Origin of the sequence: Pseudomonas sp. HPB0071 (genome assembly GCF_000478505.2) — a bacterium.
Lineage (GTDB): Bacteria > Pseudomonadota > Gammaproteobacteria > Pseudomonadales > Pseudomonadaceae > Chryseomonas > Chryseomonas luteola.
Window position 1 is genome coordinate 432762 of record NZ_KI517368.1, and the last position, 19953, is coordinate 452714.

At 52.5% G+C, this 19953-nt stretch carries 21 protein-coding genes and 4 pseudogenes; 11 read left to right on the forward strand and 14 right to left on the reverse strand.

The genetic code is table 11. The features are described from left to right. The 5 genes and pseudogenes from HMPREF1487_RS21475 to HMPREF1487_RS26950 form a co-directional block, all read right to left on the reverse strand. Positions 1 to 2181 (reverse strand): chemotaxis protein CheA, encoded by a 2181-nt coding sequence (locus HMPREF1487_RS21475; protein ID WP_010798854.1) that lies wholly within the window; start codon positions 2179 to 2181, stop codon positions 1 to 3. Positions 2182 to 2190: 9 nt separating this feature from the next. Further along, positions 2191 to 2508 (reverse strand): STAS domain-containing protein, encoded by a 318-nt coding sequence (locus HMPREF1487_RS21480; protein WP_010798855.1) that lies wholly within the window; start codon positions 2506 to 2508, stop codon positions 2191 to 2193. A gap of 21 nt (positions 2509 to 2529) precedes the next feature. Next, positions 2530 to 2904 (reverse strand): response regulator, encoded by a 375-nt coding sequence (locus HMPREF1487_RS21485; RefSeq protein WP_010798856.1) that lies wholly within the window; start codon positions 2902 to 2904, stop codon positions 2530 to 2532. 24 nt (positions 2905 to 2928) lie between these two features. Next, positions 2929 to 4146 (reverse strand): methyl-accepting chemotaxis protein, encoded by a 1218-nt coding sequence (locus tag HMPREF1487_RS21490; protein WP_230382190.1) that lies wholly within the window; start codon positions 4144 to 4146, stop codon positions 2929 to 2931. Positions 4147 to 4293: 147 nt separating this feature from the next. Then, positions 4294 to 4707 (reverse strand): annotated as a pseudogene (locus HMPREF1487_RS26950) (low affinity iron permease family protein). 172 nt (positions 4708 to 4879) lie between these two features. Between HMPREF1487_RS26950 and HMPREF1487_RS21500 the strand changes: the two are divergent. The 5 genes from HMPREF1487_RS21500 (at position 4880) to HMPREF1487_RS21520 (ending at position 7857) form a co-directional block, all read left to right on the forward strand. Further along, the gene (locus tag HMPREF1487_RS21500) at positions 4880 to 5401 is read left to right on the forward strand and encodes a hypothetical protein (RefSeq protein ID WP_010798859.1); all 522 of its coding nucleotides are present in this window, start codon (positions 4880 to 4882) and stop codon (positions 5399 to 5401) included. A gap of 9 nt (positions 5402 to 5410) precedes the next feature. Further along, on the forward strand, positions 5411 to 5857 hold the full coding sequence (locus tag HMPREF1487_RS21505) for a DUF421 domain-containing protein (RefSeq protein ID WP_010798860.1): 447 nt from the start codon (positions 5411 to 5413) through the stop codon (positions 5855 to 5857). A gap of 140 nt (positions 5858 to 5997) precedes the next feature. Then, positions 5998 to 6429, forward strand: a complete 432-nt coding sequence (locus HMPREF1487_RS21510; protein ID WP_010798861.1) for a DUF3597 domain-containing protein — start codon at positions 5998 to 6000, stop codon at positions 6427 to 6429. A 308-nt stretch (positions 6430 to 6737) separates the two neighbouring features. Continuing rightward, entirely contained in the window at positions 6738 to 7115 is a 378-nt protein-coding gene (locus tag HMPREF1487_RS21515) for a VOC family protein (protein ID WP_010798862.1), read from the forward strand. A 310-nt stretch (positions 7116 to 7425) separates the two neighbouring features. Further along, complete coding sequence (locus HMPREF1487_RS21520; protein WP_010798863.1) at positions 7426 to 7857, forward strand: HIT family protein; 432 nt, start codon at positions 7426 to 7428, stop codon at positions 7855 to 7857. 118 nt (positions 7858 to 7975) lie between these two features. On the opposite strand, the gene HMPREF1487_RS21525 is transcribed toward HMPREF1487_RS21520, so the two are convergent. The 3 genes from HMPREF1487_RS21525 to HMPREF1487_RS21535 form a co-directional block, all read right to left on the reverse strand. Further along, the gene (locus tag HMPREF1487_RS21525; protein WP_010798864.1) at positions 7976 to 8509 is read right to left on the reverse strand and encodes a glyoxalase superfamily protein; all 534 of its coding nucleotides are present in this window, start codon (positions 8507 to 8509) and stop codon (positions 7976 to 7978) included. A 379-nt stretch (positions 8510 to 8888) separates the two neighbouring features. Continuing rightward, the gene (locus HMPREF1487_RS21530) at positions 8889 to 10058 is read right to left on the reverse strand and encodes a Gfo/Idh/MocA family protein (protein ID WP_010798865.1); all 1170 of its coding nucleotides are present in this window, start codon (positions 10056 to 10058) and stop codon (positions 8889 to 8891) included. Between the two features lie 25 nt (positions 10059 to 10083). Next, positions 10084 to 11007, reverse strand: a complete 924-nt coding sequence (locus tag HMPREF1487_RS21535; protein ID WP_010798866.1) for a TIM barrel protein — start codon at positions 11005 to 11007, stop codon at positions 10084 to 10086. A 371-nt stretch (positions 11008 to 11378) separates the two neighbouring features. Here HMPREF1487_RS21535 and HMPREF1487_RS21540 point away from each other — a divergent pair, with 371 nt between their 5' ends. Both HMPREF1487_RS21540 and HMPREF1487_RS21545 read left to right on the forward strand, forming a co-directional pair. Beyond that, positions 11379 to 12440: a LacI family DNA-binding transcriptional regulator gene (locus HMPREF1487_RS21540; RefSeq protein WP_010798867.1), complete on the forward strand. Its 1062-nt coding sequence runs from the start codon at positions 11379 to 11381 to the stop codon at positions 12438 to 12440. 175 nt (positions 12441 to 12615) lie between these two features. Next, the gene (locus tag HMPREF1487_RS21545; protein ID WP_051370278.1) at positions 12616 to 12867 is read left to right on the forward strand and encodes a DUF1654 domain-containing protein; all 252 of its coding nucleotides are present in this window, start codon (positions 12616 to 12618) and stop codon (positions 12865 to 12867) included. 248 nt (positions 12868 to 13115) lie between these two features. On the opposite strand, the gene HMPREF1487_RS26955 is transcribed toward HMPREF1487_RS21545, so the two are convergent. From HMPREF1487_RS26955 to HMPREF1487_RS26960, 3 genes and pseudogenes are all read right to left on the reverse strand, one after another. Beyond that, the gene (locus HMPREF1487_RS26955) at positions 13116 to 13358 is read right to left on the reverse strand and encodes a hypothetical protein (protein ID WP_244294495.1); all 243 of its coding nucleotides are present in this window, start codon (positions 13356 to 13358) and stop codon (positions 13116 to 13118) included. A 188-nt stretch (positions 13359 to 13546) separates the two neighbouring features. Beyond that, positions 13547 to 13960: a GAF domain-containing protein gene (locus HMPREF1487_RS21555; protein WP_051370263.1), complete on the reverse strand. Its 414-nt coding sequence runs from the start codon at positions 13958 to 13960 to the stop codon at positions 13547 to 13549. Positions 13961 to 14347: 387 nt separating this feature from the next. Then, positions 14348 to 14512: pseudogene (locus HMPREF1487_RS26960) on the reverse strand (IS5/IS1182 family transposase); the annotation flags it as partial. Between the two features lie 260 nt (positions 14513 to 14772). Here HMPREF1487_RS26960 and HMPREF1487_RS21560 point away from each other — a divergent pair. Further along, a complete protein-coding gene (locus tag HMPREF1487_RS21560; protein WP_010798870.1) occupies positions 14773 to 15204 on the forward strand; it encodes a carboxymuconolactone decarboxylase family protein in 432 nt (143 codons plus the stop codon). A 145-nt stretch (positions 15205 to 15349) separates the two neighbouring features. Here the strand turns inward: HMPREF1487_RS21560 and yghU are convergent, their stop codons facing one another. Beyond that, a complete protein-coding gene (yghU, locus tag HMPREF1487_RS21565; RefSeq protein ID WP_010798871.1) occupies positions 15350 to 16189 on the reverse strand; it encodes a glutathione-dependent disulfide-bond oxidoreductase in 840 nt (279 codons plus the stop codon). 685 nt (positions 16190 to 16874) lie between these two features. On the opposite strand from yghU, the gene HMPREF1487_RS21570 reads away from it, so the two are divergent. Both HMPREF1487_RS21570 and HMPREF1487_RS21575 read left to right on the forward strand, forming a co-directional pair. Then, complete coding sequence (locus tag HMPREF1487_RS21570; RefSeq protein ID WP_010798872.1) at positions 16875 to 17753, forward strand: glycoside hydrolase family protein; 879 nt, start codon at positions 16875 to 16877, stop codon at positions 17751 to 17753. Positions 17754 to 18022: 269 nt separating this feature from the next. After that, positions 18023 to 18394, forward strand: coding sequence for a hypothetical protein (locus HMPREF1487_RS21575; protein ID WP_010798873.1), 372 nt, complete (start codon positions 18023 to 18025; stop codon positions 18392 to 18394). A 120-nt stretch (positions 18395 to 18514) separates the two neighbouring features. On the opposite strand, the pseudogene HMPREF1487_RS26965 reads toward HMPREF1487_RS21575, so the two are convergent. Continuing rightward, positions 18515 to 18688 (reverse strand): annotated as a pseudogene (locus HMPREF1487_RS26965) (hybrid sensor histidine kinase/response regulator); the annotation flags it as partial. Positions 18689 to 18794: 106 nt separating this feature from the next. After that, positions 18795 to 19112, reverse strand: a complete 318-nt coding sequence (locus HMPREF1487_RS27455; protein ID WP_154982406.1) for a hypothetical protein — start codon at positions 19110 to 19112, stop codon at positions 18795 to 18797. Positions 19113 to 19333: 221 nt separating this feature from the next. On the opposite strand from HMPREF1487_RS27455, the pseudogene HMPREF1487_RS21585 reads away from it, so the two are divergent. Continuing rightward, positions 19334 to 19953, forward strand: a pseudogene (locus HMPREF1487_RS21585) (IS5-like element ISPa16 family transposase); the annotation flags it as partial.

Genomic DNA, 19953 nt, shown 5'->3' on the forward strand with positions numbered 1-19953 from the left:
TCAGGAATTGATGGTCATGGCGGCGCTGGAAGCGGCCTGCCTTTGTGTAATTGTGCCGATCATTCCCGGCACACTGAGGATCAACGCCACGGCACCACTACCCAATATGGTGAAGCCGCCCAAGGCGCGGTTGTTATCGAAAATCTTGCCGAGTGGCTTGATAACGGTTTGAAACTCACCCATGAGCTGATCTACGACCAAGCCGGCACGATTACCTGCGTAGTTCACGACAACTACGTTTTCACGGCGTGGCGGTTCATCTTCAACGGCAAACAATTCACGTAGTCGGATGAAGGGCAGGGCATCGCCCCGTAAATCGATGTAATCGCTCGTACTTTGTCTGGCCGCAGAGGACTGGTCGCTGGTCAGCTCAATGCATTCCTCAACCATGTCCAGTGGAACCACATAGGTGGCTTTGCCAACGCCAATCAGGAAGCCGTCAATAATGGCCAGTGTCAGAGGCAAGCGGATACTAATCGTAGTGCCTATGCCTTCAACGCTGTCCAGATCCACTGTGCCGCGTAGAGCCGTGATATTTTTCTTTACCACGTCCATCCCAACGCCACGACCGGACAGGTTGCTGACTTGCTCGGCGGTAGAAAAACCAGGCTCGAAAATCAAATTGAAGATTTCCTTGTCGGTCAGGCTCTGGTTGTCGCTGACGAGTCCGCGCTCTATGGCTTTGCGTAGGATGCGATCTTTATTGAGACCACCACCGTCGTCCGATACCTCGATGACAATGCTGCTGGACTCGTGGTACGCATTCAGGCGCACCGTACCCTGGGCAGGCTTGCCACGCTCGAGGCGAACAGGGGCTGGCTCAATACCATGATCCATGGAGTTGCGAATAAGGTGGGTCAGCGGATCGCCGATCTTCTCGACTACGGTCTTGTCCAGTTCGGTGTCACCACCACTGATTTCCAGAACGATGTCCTTACCCAGCTCTTTGGACACATCACGCACGACGCGCTGGAAGCGGTTAAATGTCGTGCCGATTTGTACCATTCGCAGGGTCAAGGCTGAATCACGTACCTCTTCCACCAAGCGCGACAGTACGCCAGTAGACTCTACCAGTTGGGCAACGCCACTTTGCTGAGCGGCTAGTTGGGTACCGGCCCCTGCAATAATCAGCTCACCGATCAGGTTAATAAGCTGATCAAGCTTGTTGGCATCCACTCGAATCAGGTTACCTTCAGCTGTCCGGTTGTCCTTGACCTGCTTTTGCTTCTGCAGCGCAGCGGTCACGACTTGTGGTTGGACATTCTTCTCATTGATCAGTACCTGACCAATAGGCGCTGCTTCTGCTTCTGGCTCTGACTGTTTTTGAAGTGCTTTTTCCAGCTCCGATTGTGTCAGCGCACCGCAACGTACCAGCATTTCACCCAGGCGCAGATCTTCTTCCGGTAGCTCGTTGATCAACTGGATATAATCGGCCGTCTTGCTGTTCGGTGGAAAGATACGAATTTGACTGTCTTCACGAACAAATTCGAAGGCACCTTCAATCGTTTCCTTATCGGCATCCGTTGCAAACGCCACTTCAAAACCCAGATAGCTGGTTTCCGGATCCATTTCGTCAGCCGTAGGAACGTGTTCAGTTAGCGTGACGATATGAGTGATCTGCCCGAAGGTATTGAGGTACCGTAAAAACGCTAAGGGATCCATGCCATTGCGTAACACATCGGGACCAAAGCGCAGTGACAGATGCCAATGCTCGCCAGGCTTGTCACTGATCTCACGGGCCACGGGCGCAGCGGCTTCCACAATCGAGGTCGGTACGGCATTGCCAGACAGATACTGGCTCAAGGTCTCGACCAGGGCTGTACCCTGCTTGTGCAGTGCCGGCTCCAATTCATCCAGCGAGCCGCCAGCTTCTACATGCGTAATAAGGGCGTTGAGCTGATCACATACCTGCAGGAATAGGGCGGCCAACGCATCGTTGAAGGCAAGCTCGCCACTGCGAATGCGATCCAGAACGCTTTCTGCCACATGGGTAAAACTGACGATACCGTCCAGCCCGAACAGGCCTGCTGAACCCTTGATTGTATGGGCAGCACGGAAAATCGCATTGATCAGGTCTGGATCATGCGGGTTCTGCTCGATCTGCAACAGAGCATCTTCCATCTGCTGGAGAAGCTCTTGGCTTTCGGCAATAAAAATCTTTAACACGTCATCGATATTCACGGCGTGGCCTCAAGCGAGATGCGGCTGAATAAGAAGAGGGTCGCCAAAAAAGCTGACTAGCCCGCTTAGCTCAAGCAACTCCACAACCGCAGGGCTGTGATTGCACAGGCTAAGCGAGCAGCCACGCCTGGCTGCTTCCTGTTTTGCAAGGATGAGCAGCTGCAGGCCAGCCGAATCGAATTCATCTACTCCTGCCAGATCAAATTCGACCTGTGCGCTGGCCTTGAGCGGATCGAGCACCTTGGCCTTGCTCTCAGCTGCTGTATAAATAGTCAACGGGCCATCCAGGGCCACACGGTGATGCAGTTCAATAGCGGCTTCGGTCATGGTGACGATCTCGTAGCAGGGTTACGGCAGAATCAGTTTGGAAACAGCCGCCAGCATCTGAGCGGGCTGGAAGGGCTTGACCATCCAGGCTTTGGCGCCTGCGACCTGACCGGCTGATTTCTTGTCGGCACCCGACTCGGTGGTCAGCATGATGACCGGCGTGAACTTGTAGGCTGGCAGCTTCTTGGCTGCTGTAACAAACGCAATGCCGTCCATATTGGGCATGTTCACGTCGCTGATGATCAGGTGGATCTTGCGGCCGTCTAACTTGCCCAATGCGTCCTTGCCATCACAGCCCTCGATCACGTCGTAGCCGGCGCCCTTGAGTGTCATGCCGACCACTTGGCGGATCGAAATGGAGTCATCAACGATAAGAACGGTTTTTTTCGTGCTCATAATGGTCTCGAACAGAAGTGTGGCTTAGAAGAAGGTGATATCGGACGAAGCGGCTGAGGCCGGCGTTTTGCCGTGATGGACAGCCAGCTGCTCCGCTGTGGTATAGGTCTTGGCCAGCTCATCAAGCCAGGCTTTGGTGTCGATCGGCTTCAACGCCTCGCCCTGCGCGGCCTGAGTACGGCGGTCAAGCAGGCGCTGTTCCAGCTTGTTCAAATCATTGCGGATATGGCTCAGCATCTGGCTGACGCGATCCTGGAATTGCAGGGCTACCAGGACGTCCGAGATTTCAGCGCCCACGGCTTCGCTTTGCTCGCGCAAGGTGTTGCTCTGCTGCACCAGATGACTGGCGCTGGCATTGAACTGGGTGATGACGTTTTCGATGACGTTTCCGGAGTTCGCCAGGGTTTCAGCATCCTGACGGGCGTACTGCTCGGACGCCTCCAGGGTGCGGCGAATGGCGGCATTAACGGTCTCCACCGTTTCGCTGATCTTTTGTCCGGTGTTGCCTGACAGAGTCGACAAGCTGCGAACTTCATCGGCGACTACCGCAAATCCACGGCCTGCCTCGCCTGCACGTGCAGCTTCGATAGCCGCGTTCAAGGCTAACAGGTTCGTCTGCTTGGCAACATCGGCAACATCCTTGGCCATGGCCTGAAGCTGGCCGGTAAATTCATGCAGTTGCGTGATTTCACGCTGGAGCACTGCCTTGCTTGACAAGGCTTCACGCAGGCCGGTAATGATGCCGTTGAGTTCGTTCTGGCTGGAGGACAGGAGCGCAACAAGCGCCTGAGCACTGCCATCATGGGACCCTTCGACTGACATTTGAATACGGCCTGCCAGCTCAGCAAAGCGATGGGTCAGTTGGGTAACGGCTTCTTCCGTGTGACTACGCGCTGTTTCGATCTGCTGTGCCCACACCGGGAGCACTTCAATACAGATCCCGTCCACAGCACCTTCTTGGGCCTTTTTGCCGGTCATGCCGCGTGCCTCGCTTTGTGAGGCGGAAAGTGCTTTCAGCACCTGCTGCTGGCGCGCCTGGCCCCAGACAGCCAAAAGCCCGGCTGCAATCAGTAGCGCAGCTGCCAGCACCCAGCTCAACGAGGAAGCGTTTCCTGCCCAGACAATTCCGGCTCCGCCAGCTACGCCACACAGCGCAAGCGGAATCCAGACGGTACCTGTCATTGAGGCGTGGTTGGAAGCTCCAGAAATGGAATGATCGAGAGAAACATCAGAGGAAGGCATCAAGCACCACCATTAAGTCGATTGCGCAGAGAACCGCATTGGAGGGGTTATCGTTTTCTACGCTTGAAACTTAATGGCGGTTATAGGATTTATTTACATGTCAATAATGAGGTGATGGTTTAGTGCCATTACTGAGGTTGGGTTTTTCTAACTGTGATTGGTTTCACTTTTTTTAGGCGTGCTCAATCTTTTCTTCGGCCTCCAGGTCCCGACGCTTGAGCGCACTGGTCTCTTTCCTATTCCCTTATACTTCTTGTGCAGCGCTTTGCGTTCATTGACGTCGAGATTTTCCAAGTGGAGCAGGCGATCCTGTGCGCCTTGGGTAACGCGCAAGAATTCGTCGAGCTTGATGTGCAGGGCAACGTTGTCATGGTTCTGTGTGTTCTGGATCAGAAACACCATGAGAAACGTAATGATGGTCATGGAGGTGTTGATGATCAGCTGCCACGTATCGTTGTAATGAAAGACAGCCCAGAGAATGATGCCTGTGACAGCCAGCTGAAACGTGCGGGCTTGGCCTGCCTAATTTGAGAGTTTTGCCGAAAGTTCATTGAATGTCATGGTGCACCCTTAAGGTATTACCTGATGTTGCAGACGTAATGCTTAAGGGCTTGGTTTCTGGCCGCCGTATGCGGTGTGCTGCGATAGGGGGATGAGGCGAGGCACGGCGTGTACGCGCAGAACTAATGAGTGTCCCGGCTTTCAACCGTAACAACAGGTCAGGGACGTAAATATGTCAACGCCAGACGATAAGAACGAATTTTCCAGCCGCCAGTATCCGATCCAAGAAGACCTTTGCGTACAGAAACGGATCTGGATGATCGAGCGTATAGGCTGGCACATGCTGTGCGCCATTGTCATCCTGACGTTGCTTGGTCTGTTCTCCAAGGGTCCACTAAGTCATACCGAAATCCAGAGTCCTGATGGCGAACTGATCATTGTCTACGAGCGCTTTGCACGTAATGGTGCATCCATGCCGGTCACCATCAAGGCCAAGGCTGGAGCAGATGGAAAAGCGACCATCCTGCTCGACGGCAGTCTGTTGGACTCATTCAGTGTCGACAGCCTGCAACCCGAGCCAGTCGAATCCCGCAGCTACGGTTCAGGGATGCGCCTTACCTACCTGGCTGATGATCGAGGCTGGGTCCAGACGCACCTGAGTCTTCGGGCACAGGGGGTTGGTCTGTCTCGCAGTGTCGTTTCAACGCTGACTTCAGGGCCCGCCCTGCAACTGACGCAATTCATTTATCCGTAAGGAGCAATCATGGACGCGGTATTACGCGCTGCGGCGGTTTATCTGGTGGTCTTTGTTATCTTCAAGATTGCCGGGCGGCGTACCCTGGCTGAGATCACAACGTTTGATTTTGTGCTACTTCTGATTATTGGCGAGGCGACCCAACAGGCGTTGCTGGGCGATGATTTTTCCGTAACCAACGCAGCGCTCATCATCGTGACCCTGGTAGTCATCGATATCGGGTTATCGCTGGTCAAGGAGCGGTCCCCCAAGCTTGCGCGGTTCATAGACGGGATGCCCATGATCATCGTAGAGAATGGACAGGTGCTTAAGGCGAGACTGAACAAGGTACGTCTGGCCGAGGAGGACCTCCTGGAGGCGGCCCGTACCACGCATGGGCTTGAGCGAATGGATCAGATCAAATATGCGATTCTGGAGAAAAATGGTGCCATCTCCATTATTCCGAAGGAGAAGTAACACCAACAGGAATGAAGATGTTGGGTCTGGTCTCAAACTAATGGCATTTATTTCAAACTAATTCCTCGACACAGCGGTCGGAAGATAGGCAAGCCCTGCACAAGCAGGTCACCGTCTCGATTGATAGATGAGGAGTTTATATGAGCCTATTTGGCAATATCTTGTCCAAGCTTGGTATTGGTAAAGAAGCACACGCTGCCGAACCTACCGCGCAGCAGCCGGGCAGCACTGATGCAGCGGCAGGTACGCCCGCTGGCACGTCATCCTCGTCCACGGATACAGCTACCGGAGCCGCACCACAGGCCATCAGTCAGGTGGATGTGGCTGCCAAGCTCGACGGGCTGGCGGCCAACCATGCCGAAAAGCTCAACTGGAAAACGTCCATTGTCGATCTGCTCAAGCTGCTTGACCTGGACAGCAGCCTGTCTGCTCGTCAGGAGCTCGCCAAAGAACTGAACTGCCCAGCAGACAAACTGCAGGACTCCGCGCAGATGAACATGTGGCTGCACAAAGCTGTACTGCAAAAGCTGGCTGAGAACGGCGGCAACGTACCCGCAGATCTGCTGGACTAGTGTCGCTAGCGAAGCCTTACTGATGAGCGCAGGCAGGTAATATCTTGGATAAATAGGCCAAGGGATATCTAGCCTGCGCTCATGAGAAATAACACTGCAACTGACCGATAGCTGCTATAAGAAAATATGTAGTCATTGAGTTATATCCCAATGTCTACTATGAAATTGCTTTCGACTGCTTCTAACTACTCGTAGTTAGAGTCAGCTTTTAAAGGAGGTTGGCTTTTTAATTTTTGGTTTTCGAAGTGGTAGTTGCCGAAGCGGTATATGCTCGACTCCATTCATAAATCAAAAAGCAGGCTACAAGCATGTACCCAAAGCTGAATCGCATCATGCTGTACGTCAGAGACGTCCAGGTTACTTGTACCTTTTATGAACGCTATTTCGGTTTCGCTAGTAAGATTGACGTTGATGATCTTATCGCTGAACTAATACCAAAAGATAAAGATGGCGGTGCCATTATTATGGTTCATCCTGCCGGGAAGGGCATAAAAGTAGGACAAGCTGCCGTCAAACTCGTTTTTGATGTTAAGGATGTAGATAGCTTTAAAGAGCAGTGCATGACCCAGGGGTTAAGGTTTGGCATTACTCATCATGCTGACGGTTATTCTTTTGCGAATGCTAAAGACCCAGACGGCAACTCAATATCTATATCCAGCAGGGCGTTCGCTGTGCTCAGTAGATAAGACAGTTGAGGTCAATCCATAAGCTCTACCTCTTACCTTAACTGATATGCCTGTATGGTATGCGGTAGTCGCTGGGTTATATCTGAAAGACAACAGCATTTTAAATGCAAATTATTGGCTGGAAGTGATAATTCGAAAATTTAATCAACGCTGCCCTTTTAAAGGGTCGCCACACGCTTTAGTGTTTGATACGGAAGATTTAGTACTTGCGAGAAGGTGCGGTGGCAATCGTCATAAGGGAAATGATCAAACCAAAGTCAGAGAATTCTGAACAAAGACCTAGCCGGTAATGCCGCTATTAAGGACACGCATGTCACTCATTTCAGATCGTGTGGCGCTCGCACGTACCGGAGCAAACGACAAAGTTATTTGCCGTATGGCCTCTGGCTGGGCAGTTATGGGCGATGTACAGTTTCTTCCAGGCTATTGCCTGTTGCTTCCGGATCCTGTTGTTCCTAGCCTGAATGATCTTGATGCTGAGTCTAGAACCACCTACCTACTCGAAATGACACGTATCGGCGATGCTGTTCTAGAGGCTACCGGGGCACTGCGTATGAATTACGAAATATTGGGTAATTCAGAACCAGAACTCCATTGTCACATTTTTTCCCGCTATGCATCGGAACCCGAACAGCATCGTAAAATGCCTGTTTGGTTCTATGACTGGAAAGCCGCTCCCCCATACACAGAAGAAGTTCATGGAAATCTGCGTAAGAAAATTGCTCAACTTTTGGCTTCATAAAGCTGAGTGGTTGCTTTACCTAGCAGACTCAAACCTCCCTTTGGCTGATCGCTATTGTCATTCAGGGCTGGGTAGTCGTTGAGCTATACCCAAGCGACTACCAAGCTCAGTGAGCTAATCAGTCTTGGTAGAAGCGGAAGCGATTACCGAAAGGATCATGGACTTCCATAACCTGTCCCCAGGGCTGATGAACAATCTCTGGGCGTCCGTAGCTATAGTGTTTTGCTAATAGCTCATCGCGAAAGGCCTTGATGTTTTGCATCGGTACAAAGATCGTGGACCCCGGACTGGAGTCGCCATGATGTTCGGATAAATGAAGTTTGAGACCGCCTCGGTCAATACCAAGGTAAAGCGGCAGATGAGCTTCAAATCGATGTTCGAACTCGACGCTGAAACCCAGGAAGTCCAGGTAAAACTCCCGTGCCTTGGTTTCATCAAATATCCGAAGTATAGGGACAGATCTTCCGAAGATAGGGTTGTTTTGCGTTTGGTCTTCTTTTGAAAGTGCTGCTGAGGCAGTGTTCCAATCCTTGTAACCCAGTTGATGTGAGACCAACTCAAGCGCAGTAGAGTGGGGTATGTCTTGATTACGCTCTGCCAATGAAGCACGCAATCTTCTAGCCATCTGTTTGGCTTGCTCAATTGAAATCATCGTTCCTCCTGAAAGCGAAGCATTCTGGAGCTCGCATTACCAATGCTTCGGTGATCAGAGAAGCGATTTGGGAGAGAACATGGATGCTTTCACCTTACCCAAGGGGTGCGAGCGGCAGGCAGCAACGGCCCGCCACGATAGTACTCCTTTAAGCCCTTCATGCCGAGCCGTTTAGAAGGAGCCTACCCAATTCCAAGGGGGCAGGCAGCGGTGCCTGATCAGGGCAGGTGGTTGCTATTCTCTCATGCGCAGCGAGGAAGCCAGAATGAGTGGTATTTTCAGTGATGAGAAACTTTCGCTGAGCAGGTCGCAGCTGCACTGAATGTAGGTTGTTCATAGGGAACGGCCATCGTAAAGGCTTAGCTGTTCAGGATGCAGGTCAATAGTCAACCCATGCGCCGTCCTGATCTGCAGACTGTACGCAGCGCTCAACCCAACGCACTCCCTCGACGCCAGCATGGATGTCAGGGTAACGAAGCGTCTTTAATAGCGTGCTATCGTTACGGTCCGTCGCGTCCATGGCCAGGGCGAAGCGGTAGTAGAGATTGGCCCACGCCTCGAAAAGCCCCTCGGGGTGGCCTGCGCCGATGCGGTCGTCGATCAGGGCGTTGGCGTGGAGGTAGGTCATGCCGCGCTCTAAAACTTGGGCTGGTTGACCCTGGATTTCGAATGAAAGTTGGTTAGGACGTTCATCCCACCATTCAAGACTGGCCCTGGAGCCGATCACGCGGACCTTCTGACCATGCATGGAACCTGCGTTTACAGCACTGGACCAGACCATGCCCATGGCGCCACTGTCATATTCCATGAGGGTATAGGCATTGTCCTCCAGCGGGGCACGACTCTTGACGAAACTCTGGCGCGAGCACATCAAGCGCTTGATCTTCAGGTCAGGCAACATAACTTCTGAAATATACAGCGGATGGGTACCTATATCGCCTAGCACGTAGCTAGGGCCCGCTATGCGCGGGTCCATACGCCATAGGGCGGCCCCGTTTTGTAACTCTACGCAGTCACTATGAAAGCCGTGGGCAAATTGCAGGTGTACCATCCGAATTTCGCCCAGTTCGCCTTGGGCAATCATTTGGCGGGCCTGCTCGATCAGTTGATGGCCGGCGTAACCATAGGTCACGCCTACGATTCTATTTTTCGCCAAAGCTACTTCACGCAATGTTTCAGCTTCCGCCACTGTAAAGCACAGGGGCTTTTCACAGATTACATGCAAGCCTGCCTCCAGCGCCGCCTTGGTAATAGCGTAATGCGTGCCATTGGGTGTGGCGATGGATACCGCCTGAATACCATCTGGTCGCTGGGCCTCCTGTTCAAACAGACTGAGGTAGTCTGGGTAACAGCGTTCAGGATCGACACCTAGTGTTGTGCCAAATTTGAGGCCGCGTTCAGGATTGATATCGAATGCTCCAGCTACCAAGGCAAAGTTCTGATCACGCAAGGCGGCCGAACGATGAATGTAGCCGATCTGGCTATCACGACCGCCTCCTACCATGGCCCAGCGGATGGGGTGGGGGATACGCTTGCTGCCATTAATCATTGTTATTGTCCTTTAGCAGAGTGGGTTAGAAACCGATCGTAGAGAGATAGCTGCGGCTGGCCGCAACATCGTGCAGGGTGCCCTTGGCGTTGCGTGGATCGCGCTCCTGTTCGACGGTGATGTAGCCCTGATAACCCAGTGTTTGAATGAGTTCGTATAGGGCAGGGTAGTTGATGACGCCGCGTCCAATTGGGCACATGACCCCTTTGGCACAAGCATCAAAGAAGCTAATGCGTTCATCCATGACCTGATCGAATATCGCCTGGTCGATATCTTTGAAATGCAGGTAGTCAAGGCGACTTCCGTACTGGCGGAGCGTCGTTACCGGGTCCATGCCGGCGTAATACAAATGGCCTGTATCCAGGCACAGACCCGCAACATCGTCGGAAATATCTTCCACCAGCTGCGCCAACTCATCGGCGAACTCGATATAGCCACCGGCGTGCGGGTGAATCACTGTTCGCACGCCGTATTCCTTCCAGCTGAGGTCGGCTATGGTACGGATGTGACTCATCATGTGCTGCCAGTCCTGCTGGGGGAGACGCGGAGCCCGGTCAGAATGGCCGGCGTTATAGTCGCGTTCTTCATGTCCCCAGTCGATTACAACCAGATAGGGCATACGGAAACGTTGGCCGGGCTCCTGCTCGATAATGGGTAGGTGCGTAAGTAAGGAGCAAATAGAGTGCGTCTGCTCTAGAAGATTTGACAGGTTTCGAGGGTCGACAAGGTTATCGAAGATAGTTCCGGCAACCACATGCAGATCATGTGCGGTCAGAACATCACCGACTGTGTGAACGTCTAGCGGAAGATATCCATAAGGACCTAGTTCAATCCCACGGTAACCGGCCTGCGAGGCTTCGTGCAGTACATGCTGCCAAGGGGGAAGAAAAGGATTGTTGACGTCATCAACACCCCAACAGCAAGGGGCAGTGGATATTTTTATGGCCATGTTGCGCTCCGAGGCTTGTTGTTATGACGGGGCTGTAGCACGTGATCGAAAGGCTAGAAGGCCTAGAAAAGTAAAGCTAGAGAAGGGATGGCATTATCTGTCAAAACCTTTCAAACAAATAGAGTAGACTTTCATTTCCTGGCAGAAACGCACGCATGCCATTTAGGAAGGCATTGAAGTCTTTCTGGTGGACTTAACTATCGAAAAGAGAACGCATAAGTCTTAAGACAGCTATGCTACAAACAGCGTGTAAGCCAATCCATTTTTAATGGAGTAGCCTGCAGCGCAGGGCCTCTTTGCTAGTAGCAGGTGCTATAGTCGCGACGGAACCTATCAAAACCTGTCAAACAAGCGGCTTAGGTAATCCACGCATGTCAGAGCCTTCTAGTGTCTCGTCGCGTCGCCCTACTATGGAAGATGTAGCCCGTCTGGCAGGGGTCAGCCTGTCAACAGTGGACCGGGTCATCAATCTGAGAGCCAGAGTGCGTGCAGACACAGCGCGGCGTATCGCTGATGCCGCATCTCAACTGGGTTTTCATGCACGGGGCATTATCGAACAGCATCTGGCAGGGCAGCGGCCCATCGTGCGGCTGGGCTTTCTGCTTATGAAGCAGGGCGTGGCGTTTTACCAAGGGTTAGCCGAAGCGCTGGCCGAGGCAGCCGCCACTACGCTCAAGGCACAGGTAAGGGTTGTGATTACCTATCTGGATGACTTCGACCCTTCTACCACGGCGCAGCGGATTCTAGCGTTGCGTGGTCAGGTAGATGCACTAGGTGTCGTTGCAGCTGATCACCGTGAGGTATGCGAAGCGGTGGCCTCCTTGCGCGCAGAGGGTATGCCTGTAATCGCTCTAGTGTCTGATTTGGCAGCCTCTGCGGGTGCAGGTTATGTAGGGTTGGATAGCCGCCGGGCGGGACGTACAGCCGGCTGGTTCATTACCCAGCTGGCTCGCCAGCCAGGGGCGGTAGCGCTATTGATCGGCACTCAGCGCTTCCAGTGTCAGGAGCTGTGTGAAATGAGCTTTCGAAGTTATTTGAGCGAGCGGGCCGGGGAGTGGGAACTTCTGGTGCCCAGGCTTACGCTGGAAGATGAAATGTTCGCTTATGAGAACACCTTGGATTTATTAAGAGGCCAGCCTGATCTGGCAGGGCTGTACGTGGCGGGAGGAGGGATAGAAGGGGTACTGCGTGCGCTCAGGGAGGTACGCGAGCGGCAAGGACGCTTACCCGTAGTGGTCTGTCATGATCTGACGCCTCTTACCCAGGCTGCCTTGAAGGATGGTCTCGTCCAGGCGGTATTGTCGCATCCGCTCGGCGTCATGGCGCAGGATGCTGTGCATGAATTGGTAAGGGCGGCTCTTGCTGCACCGGGGCAACTGCCAATGAGGCGAAATGCGCTTGCGCCGTATATCAGTACACCCGAAAGTGTGTAATCACTCCTTAGGTTAATAACTTCGTGGAGGGCCGAACGTCCTGTGAGAGGACAGCCACATACAGGATGAGCATCAGTCGCGTAACTACATACGCTCGGGAGCTGGTTCATGAAACGGCTTGATCTCCACACCACAGATATAATACTGTAAATGTATACAGTATTGGGCTATGCGTATGGCTAAAAAAACCACGTCCTCTCCACCTACCCCTAAACCCTATGACTTACTTGCTATGCGTCTTCAGCGGGTTATCAACAGTCCAGCCGCACAGCGCGCAAAAACAGCCCTGCTTGAGCGGCTCGAAAGCGATCCGGATGAGGTGTGGGAGCAGATCATGGCGGAGCTTGAGGAAACCGATAACGTAACCTTGGCTTTTCGTGATGATGGGAACGTCCAGATTTTTTGGACCGTTCCGCAGGAGGGTTGATCTGAAGCCCTCTCGGTTTCTCTGCGGCTCGATTCAAAGTGATCACCTATGTATAAACATCACCTAGCTGCGCACCGTCCATGATTGATCCAGCCGTCTGGTGTAGTTCTGGTTTATCAACTAGTGCCACATAGCTCAGTCGGGATCAGCCGTAACTCGCTCCGAGCCGGTCGGCACCTGCTGACTGCTCGGGCTGGAATAGCCCCATGGAATATTCGTCACGTTGCTTAAGGCTTGTCAGGAGGATTTCAAACTTGGCGTAAGCATAGCCCATCCTGATAGATGTGCTTCAGTCCGTGCAGGGCGTACTGGATCAGCACGCGCGTGTCATCGATGGAGTAGGGCAGGTTCAAAATGGCCCCTTTCGAGTAACGGTGCTCTGGCGGGCCGTGCATGCCGGTCTGCTTAGGATCTGGCAAAGTAACTGTTGCGCCCTGAGCCTTCCCGCAGCCCAAGCTGTGCAGCTGACCAATGACACGGCCAGGGCGCAACAGTTCTACTGGCGCTGGTCGAACGCGCAGCTAATATCTCTCATCATTCAAGTTGTAAGCAGGCTCGCTCAATGCAGCCAACGCCGGACTATTGGTTAGTAGACTAATGTCTTGTATGAGCTTGTGCATTATGATTTCGCGCTGGAGACAGTTAGCCAGATCCCGTAAGCGCATCATTTGGTCGTGTTTTAATGTTCTGGCATGAGTATCAATAATGCAGAGCGTGCCGATAGGTAGATAACCTGGCATATACAAGGGGCAACCTGCATAAAACCGAATGTAGGGGTCTCCAGTGACCAAGGGGTTACGGGGAAACGCAGGTCGGCTTTGGTATCAGGGATATAAAGATCTGACTTCTCTAAAATTGCGTGGCCACAAAACGAAATTTCGCGAGACGTTTCACTGACTCCAAGTCCAGCGCACCCTAAGAACCACTGCCGATTTACATCTACTAGCGACACCGCTGCGATAGGTACATCGCACAAGGCCTTGGCAAGCCGAACAAACCGCTCAAAACGCTCATCCTTTTGACTATCGAGCAGGCCAAGTGAATGAAGCGCCTCTAGGCGCTCCTTTTCAACAGGGTGAAGTTGAGGAGTCATAATTTTTATATCCGAGGGCTTGCCTGTTGTGTCTAACGGCCTGGGTCGTAAAAGTGGCATAGCAGTCTGACCTTGCGAAGCCAGTTAGATACAGCCAAGAAAGGCGCAACTAACCAGGAGGCTGATTGAACGAAAATGGATAAGCCCGATGTAATCAATATCTAATGTGATAGATGTCACATTATTCCAGGTGTGTTTTAAATCTACTCCTGGCTTATCAAAGGTAAAAAATGACTGATGAATAGCTGTTTGATGCAGTTATCGCATGTATTTGGAACCAGTGAGCGGGTCGAATTCAGGCGTGAGCAAACCATGTGGCTTGTAGGCTCTGTCTGAAAAAGGTTTTCTCAAGCAAATCCGTAAGCAAGCCAGAGAAATCATGGCCTAGAAGCTGCTGGTGAGCTTCTCGAAACGGGTGACTGTTCGACAATGCTTCTTAAGCCAGTTAAAGAGCTGCTCGATAGCATTACGCTTACGATAGGCGGGTTGGTCAAAGAGTCTGGGCAGGCCTGTCCTGGGGCGGCGATGCAGCTGACGTAGGGGGAGGATGGGGCAGCTCTAGAGGTTTTCATCTAGGCTCCCGGGCGCGTCAGCCAGATTTTCTGAGTCCTTATCTGCGTCACGTCCTGAATACCATTGCCTTATTCGATGTGCACTTTACTATCTCGAGGGGCTGGCATCGGGTGCTGACACTGCACGTGAAGCCTTGACCAGCGCGCGCTAGCAGCTAGCTCGGGAGCCTTTGTTTCACACGTTAGCGTCATCGCCAATTGAAAATTAACTCGATCTATAGTTCATGGCAGGAGAGTTTCATGAGCCAGATGCGTCTTCCTTTCGCTACCTTATCGCCAGCCGCCTATGAAGGTTTACTGACTACCAATAATGCCCTGGTCAAGGGTTCACTTGGCATTTCGCTGGTGGAGCTTGTCTATTTACGTGTTTCACAGATTAACGGCTGCGCCTATTGCCTAGGTAAACATGCCAAAGCGCTACGTGAAGCAGGCATGGCTCAGGCCAAGCTTGATTGCCTGGCCGGGTGGCGTATCAGCGAGCACTTTGATGCGCGGGAAAAGGCCGCCCTTGCCTGGGCGGAGATCCTTACCCATGTCTCCAGCCAGGGTGCGCCCGATGCTGTATACCAGCCGCTGAAAGAACATTTTAGCGATGCGCAAATTTCCGATCTAACCTTTGCCATTTCGCTGATGAATGCGTTCAACCGACTGGCGGTAGGGATGCAGCTCTAGCAGAAGCACTTGATAATGTGTTGGGCTTAACTGTGCAACATTTCGGCGAGCGGTGTTTAAGGCAAAACAAGCAGGACGGTGACTGAAAGCAGAGCCGTTTGCTTGCGTGTGGCGTCGGCCATCAGATGGCCGACGCTGCTGATGATCAGTCCAGATCCGACGCGTCGTGCCGCTCGGGTACTTGGTCTGTCTCTTCACCCCATGTGCGGTTGACCTTACGTCCACGAATCACGGCGGGGCGTTTGGCAATGTCAGCTGCCCAGCGCTGCACATGAGTGTAGTCCTGCACCGAGAGAAACTCGGCGGCATTGTATAGACCACCCTGTACAAGAACGCCGTACCAGGGCCAAATGGCCATGTCGGCAATGGTGTACTCATCGCCTGCAATGTAACGACGTTCGGCCAGCTGCCGATCCAGCACGTCGAGCTGGCGCTTGGTTTCCATGGCATAACGGTTGATGGGGTATTCGAGCTTTTCTGGAGCATAGGCATAAAAATGCCCAAAGCCGCCGCCTACGAAAGGGGCCGAACCCATTTGCCAGAACAGCCAGTTCAGGGTTTCGGTACGTGCCAGTGTGTCGGTTGGTAGAAAGGCACCGAACTTTTCGGCCAGATAGACAAGAATGGCGCCCGATTCTAATACTCGAACAGGCGCGTCACCGCCGTGATCGGCGAGAGCAGGGATTTTTGAATTAGGGTTGACCTCGACAAAGCCGCTGGAGAACTGGTCGCCCTCGCCAATCTTGATCAGCCAGGCATCGTATTCGGCGCCGGTATGGCCCAAGGCAAGCAATTCCTCCAGCATGATGGTGACTTTTACGCCGTTTGGCGTAGCCAGCGAATACAACTGCAGGGGGTGCTTACCAACCGGAAGAGCCTTTTCATGTGTTGGCCCGGCTACGGGGCGATTGATATTGGCAAAGGTACCACCTGAGGCAGTGGTAGGTTTCCAGATCTTGGGTGGGACGTAAGTGGTATCACTCATGACAGTTTCCTTGGCCGGAGCTAATAAAGTGCGGTCGTCAAATGTGATGATGGGACCGCCTGACCAGCAGTACGTTTCCAGTTGCGCCAGGCTATAGGCTAGCGAAAGAGCAGAAGCACTCGGCATGGCTGGAAATCAACGCCCTGACTGAGGGGCAGCCGCGGGTATGACTGCATCAGACTGACTCAATCGCTTTGAAGCGTTTCAACCGAGTATGACAGAACAGTAGCTTTATGATGAAACCGTATCTGCTCTTTCATGATGCAGTAAGCGAGCATAAGTCAACGAAGATCAAGATACCTGCCCATCGTACTGGATACAACGAATAGACTTGGTATTCGCTTAGGATCATGTATATCGATGTTTAAGGGCATATCTTTAAGAGCGTATATTCAAGCGGTATAAAATATATAAAGGCTACTGCTGGATATATTATTGATTTAATAGAATGGCAGCTTTAGTCAACTATTTATACGGGTATGTCGTTGTAATGATTAAACTTGGTTGTGCTATAGCGAGACTTGGACCTACTTTGAATAGGTAAGGTGACTAGACTATAAAAGTCTCACCGTAATCTGCTGAAACTGACCAGTTGAGCGTCAGGTTGACAGAGAACTACACTCGCCTACGCTCCAGAGATACTGCTTGAAATGGCACTCCTGAGGCATTTGTACAAGGAGAGGGGATGGGATCTTTTATACGGCGACTAGCGGTAACGCTGGGCATACTCGTTACGCTTGTAGGTTCACCTTTGATTCAAACGGACCCATCTAGTAAAAGTCCTAAACGGGGCATTGCATATGATCTAACCTCTGGAAAGGATATGAGTGCGTTATCTTCGGGGATAAGTTGGTGGTACAACTGGAGCCCTCGTCCTAGTGATGCCGTAAGTGCTTATAACTATGCGGACGTATATAAAATGGATTTCATTCCCATGGTATGGAATGAAAACTTTAATGAGGGAGAGTTGCAGATGTATCTGACAGCTCATCCCACCATACGTTATCTGCTTGTGATCAACGAACCCAATCTGGTTGATCAAGCTAATTTGACGCCCCAGGCAGCGGCCGCCCTGTGGCCTCGCCTCGAGTCCATCTCCCGCAACACGGGCGTCAAGCTGGTGGGTCCGGCAATGAATTGGGGCACTCTTTCAGGCTATTCAGACCCGGTTGCGTGGCTCGACGCCTTTTTTGCTGCGTACAATTCGGCCCACGCGGGTCGAGATCCGCAAATCGATTATCTGGCATTTCATTGGTACGACTATGGGCTGTCTGGAATGCTTGATCGCCTTGCCCGCTATGGTCGGCCGTTCTGGGTTACTGAATTTGCGAATTGGCATTCCTTGCCTGACGGAGCGCAGATCGACTCCGTAGAAAAACAGAAGCAGCAGATGACCGAAATGGTCGCCCTGCTAGAATCCCGTTCCGATGTATTTCGTTATGCCTGGTTTTCCGGTCGAGTCGATAATGATGTGCATCACTCGAGTCTCCTGGCCAATGACGGCACGCTGACGGAGCTGGGCCGACACTATATATCGCTTCCATTCAATCAGGGCGCCCAGTAAATATCGTCTTTATAGCCATTATAACAATGTGTGGACAGGCCGCTTCGACGTTTGCTCGTCCTGTAAGCAGCTAGCTTAGTAAGAGAGCTGCTGCGGTTTATTCTGAGCAACTCCTTAAGTAGGTGCCAGATTGAATGAGGTGACTGACGCAGGGGCCGGACTTGAGAGATAACTATCTTTCAACGTAATAGAAGGTATCTCGGCAAACAATTTTTTGAGTGTCAGGTTGCCTCCTACCATAGTGCTCATACCCACCTGAGCACTCAGCCATGACTCTCTCATCTCTCTTTCATAACGCCAGCATGGGCGCCTTGCTGTCCGGACTGATCCTGTTGTCAGGCTGTGCCACTTCCCAGACGGCTTATCTGCAGGACGGAACAGCTGGATACGCCGTGGAGTGCAACGGCTTGTTAGGCCATTGGTCGTCCTGCCATTCGGAAGCGGCGCTACTGTGTGGAGATGAGAGTTATCGTGTGATTAGCCGCAACCGTCTGGATGGCATCACAGAGGAAGAGGCGGAAACCCTTTCCTCCCGCGAAGCGTATCGTGAGCGCAGCATGCTCGTTCAATGTAATGGTCATCAGATTTCCTGGCGTGTAGGCCTGCTGCCACACAGATCATTCCTGGAGCGCTCCTCTTGAGACCTGACGGCTATTCAAAGCGGCTTTGGTAGAGGAAAGGGTTCGCCTGCCTCATGCGGAGGGAATCTGGAGAGATGGGTCTAGCGCGACTGAACGGTGCGCTATCAGTACCTGCAAACGTCAGGCGTTCATCAGTTCGCCTACCCGGGCAGCAAGCATGTCGATTGCAAAAGGTTTGGTCAGTATCTGCATGCCAGGATCAAGGTGGCCGTTACCAATAGCTGCGTTTTCGGCGTATCCCGTGATGAACAGGGTTTTTAGCGTGGGGCGAACTTCTCGCCCTGCATCGGTAATTGCTGACACAGATAAGGGAGTATTAATTGAATGAATATGAGCATGGCCGTTTTGCTTATGGCCATACTCAGCGGTAGTGACTTGAGCGTCCGCTTGGGCGAATAGCTTATTGAATGACGCGGGCGCTATTGCCAGTTCCTGTCTGGGTCAGCGTCGTGTTACTGCCCGCATAGTGTCGTAACTGTTCCACGTGGGCATCATTAAATGTCCCGGTTTGAGACACGACTGTGTGGCTGGCACCTTCGTACGAGGCCTGGTTTATGAAGGCGGTATTGAAATCGCCCTCTTGGTCCAGCCTTATCGAGCCGTTATATTGCCCGCTTTGCTGGATATCGGCAGCATTACCATTGCCAATCATAGTGCCGGTAATGGTCTCAGATATGGTGGCTTGATCAACATGAACGGTATTGGCATTGCCAATCACATCGTAGTCGATACTGCTTTGTTCGGCACCTTGCTCGATAGTGACGTTGTTGTCATCGCCTTGAGTATCGCTACGTATTGTGGACCCGTATCCATAAATATATTTAGCTGAAGGTATGAGGAGCTGGTTATTAGCGCCTACTTGTGATGCAGTTAAGGAAGGTCTGAAAAAGACTTCCCGAATCTGGTGAAATACGCCGATCCCGCCAGCCGAGTTTTTCCATGAAGCAGATGACCTTCGCCGACGCCGAGTACGCCAGCAAGCGCAAGCAGACCCGTAAGGAATTGTTCCTGATCGAGATGGATCAGGTGGTGCCGTGGAAGGGATTGATTGCCCTGATCGAGCCACACTACCCAAAGGGTGAAGGTGGTCGTCCAGCCTATCCGCTGATGGCCATGTTACGTATCCATCTGATGCAGAACTGGTTCGGCTACAGCGACCCGGCCATGGAAGAAGCGCTCTACGAGACGACCATCCTGCGTCAGTTCGCCGGGCTGAGCCTGGAGCGCATTCCCGACGAAACCACCATCCTCAACTTCCGTCGTTTGCTGGAGAAACATGAGCTGGCAGCCAGCATCCTCGGCGTAATCAATGGCTACCTGGGGGATCGCGGCCTGTCGCTGCGCCAGGGCACTATCGTCGATGCCACACTGATCCACGCGCCCAGCTCGACCAAGAACCAGGACGGCAAGCGTGACCCGGAAATGCACCAGAGCAAGAAAGGGAACCAGTATTACTTTGGCATGAAGGCGCACATCGGTGTGGATGACGAGTCGGGGCTGGTGCACAGCGTGGTCGGCACGGCGGCAAACGTGGCGGATGTCACCCAGGTCGACAAACT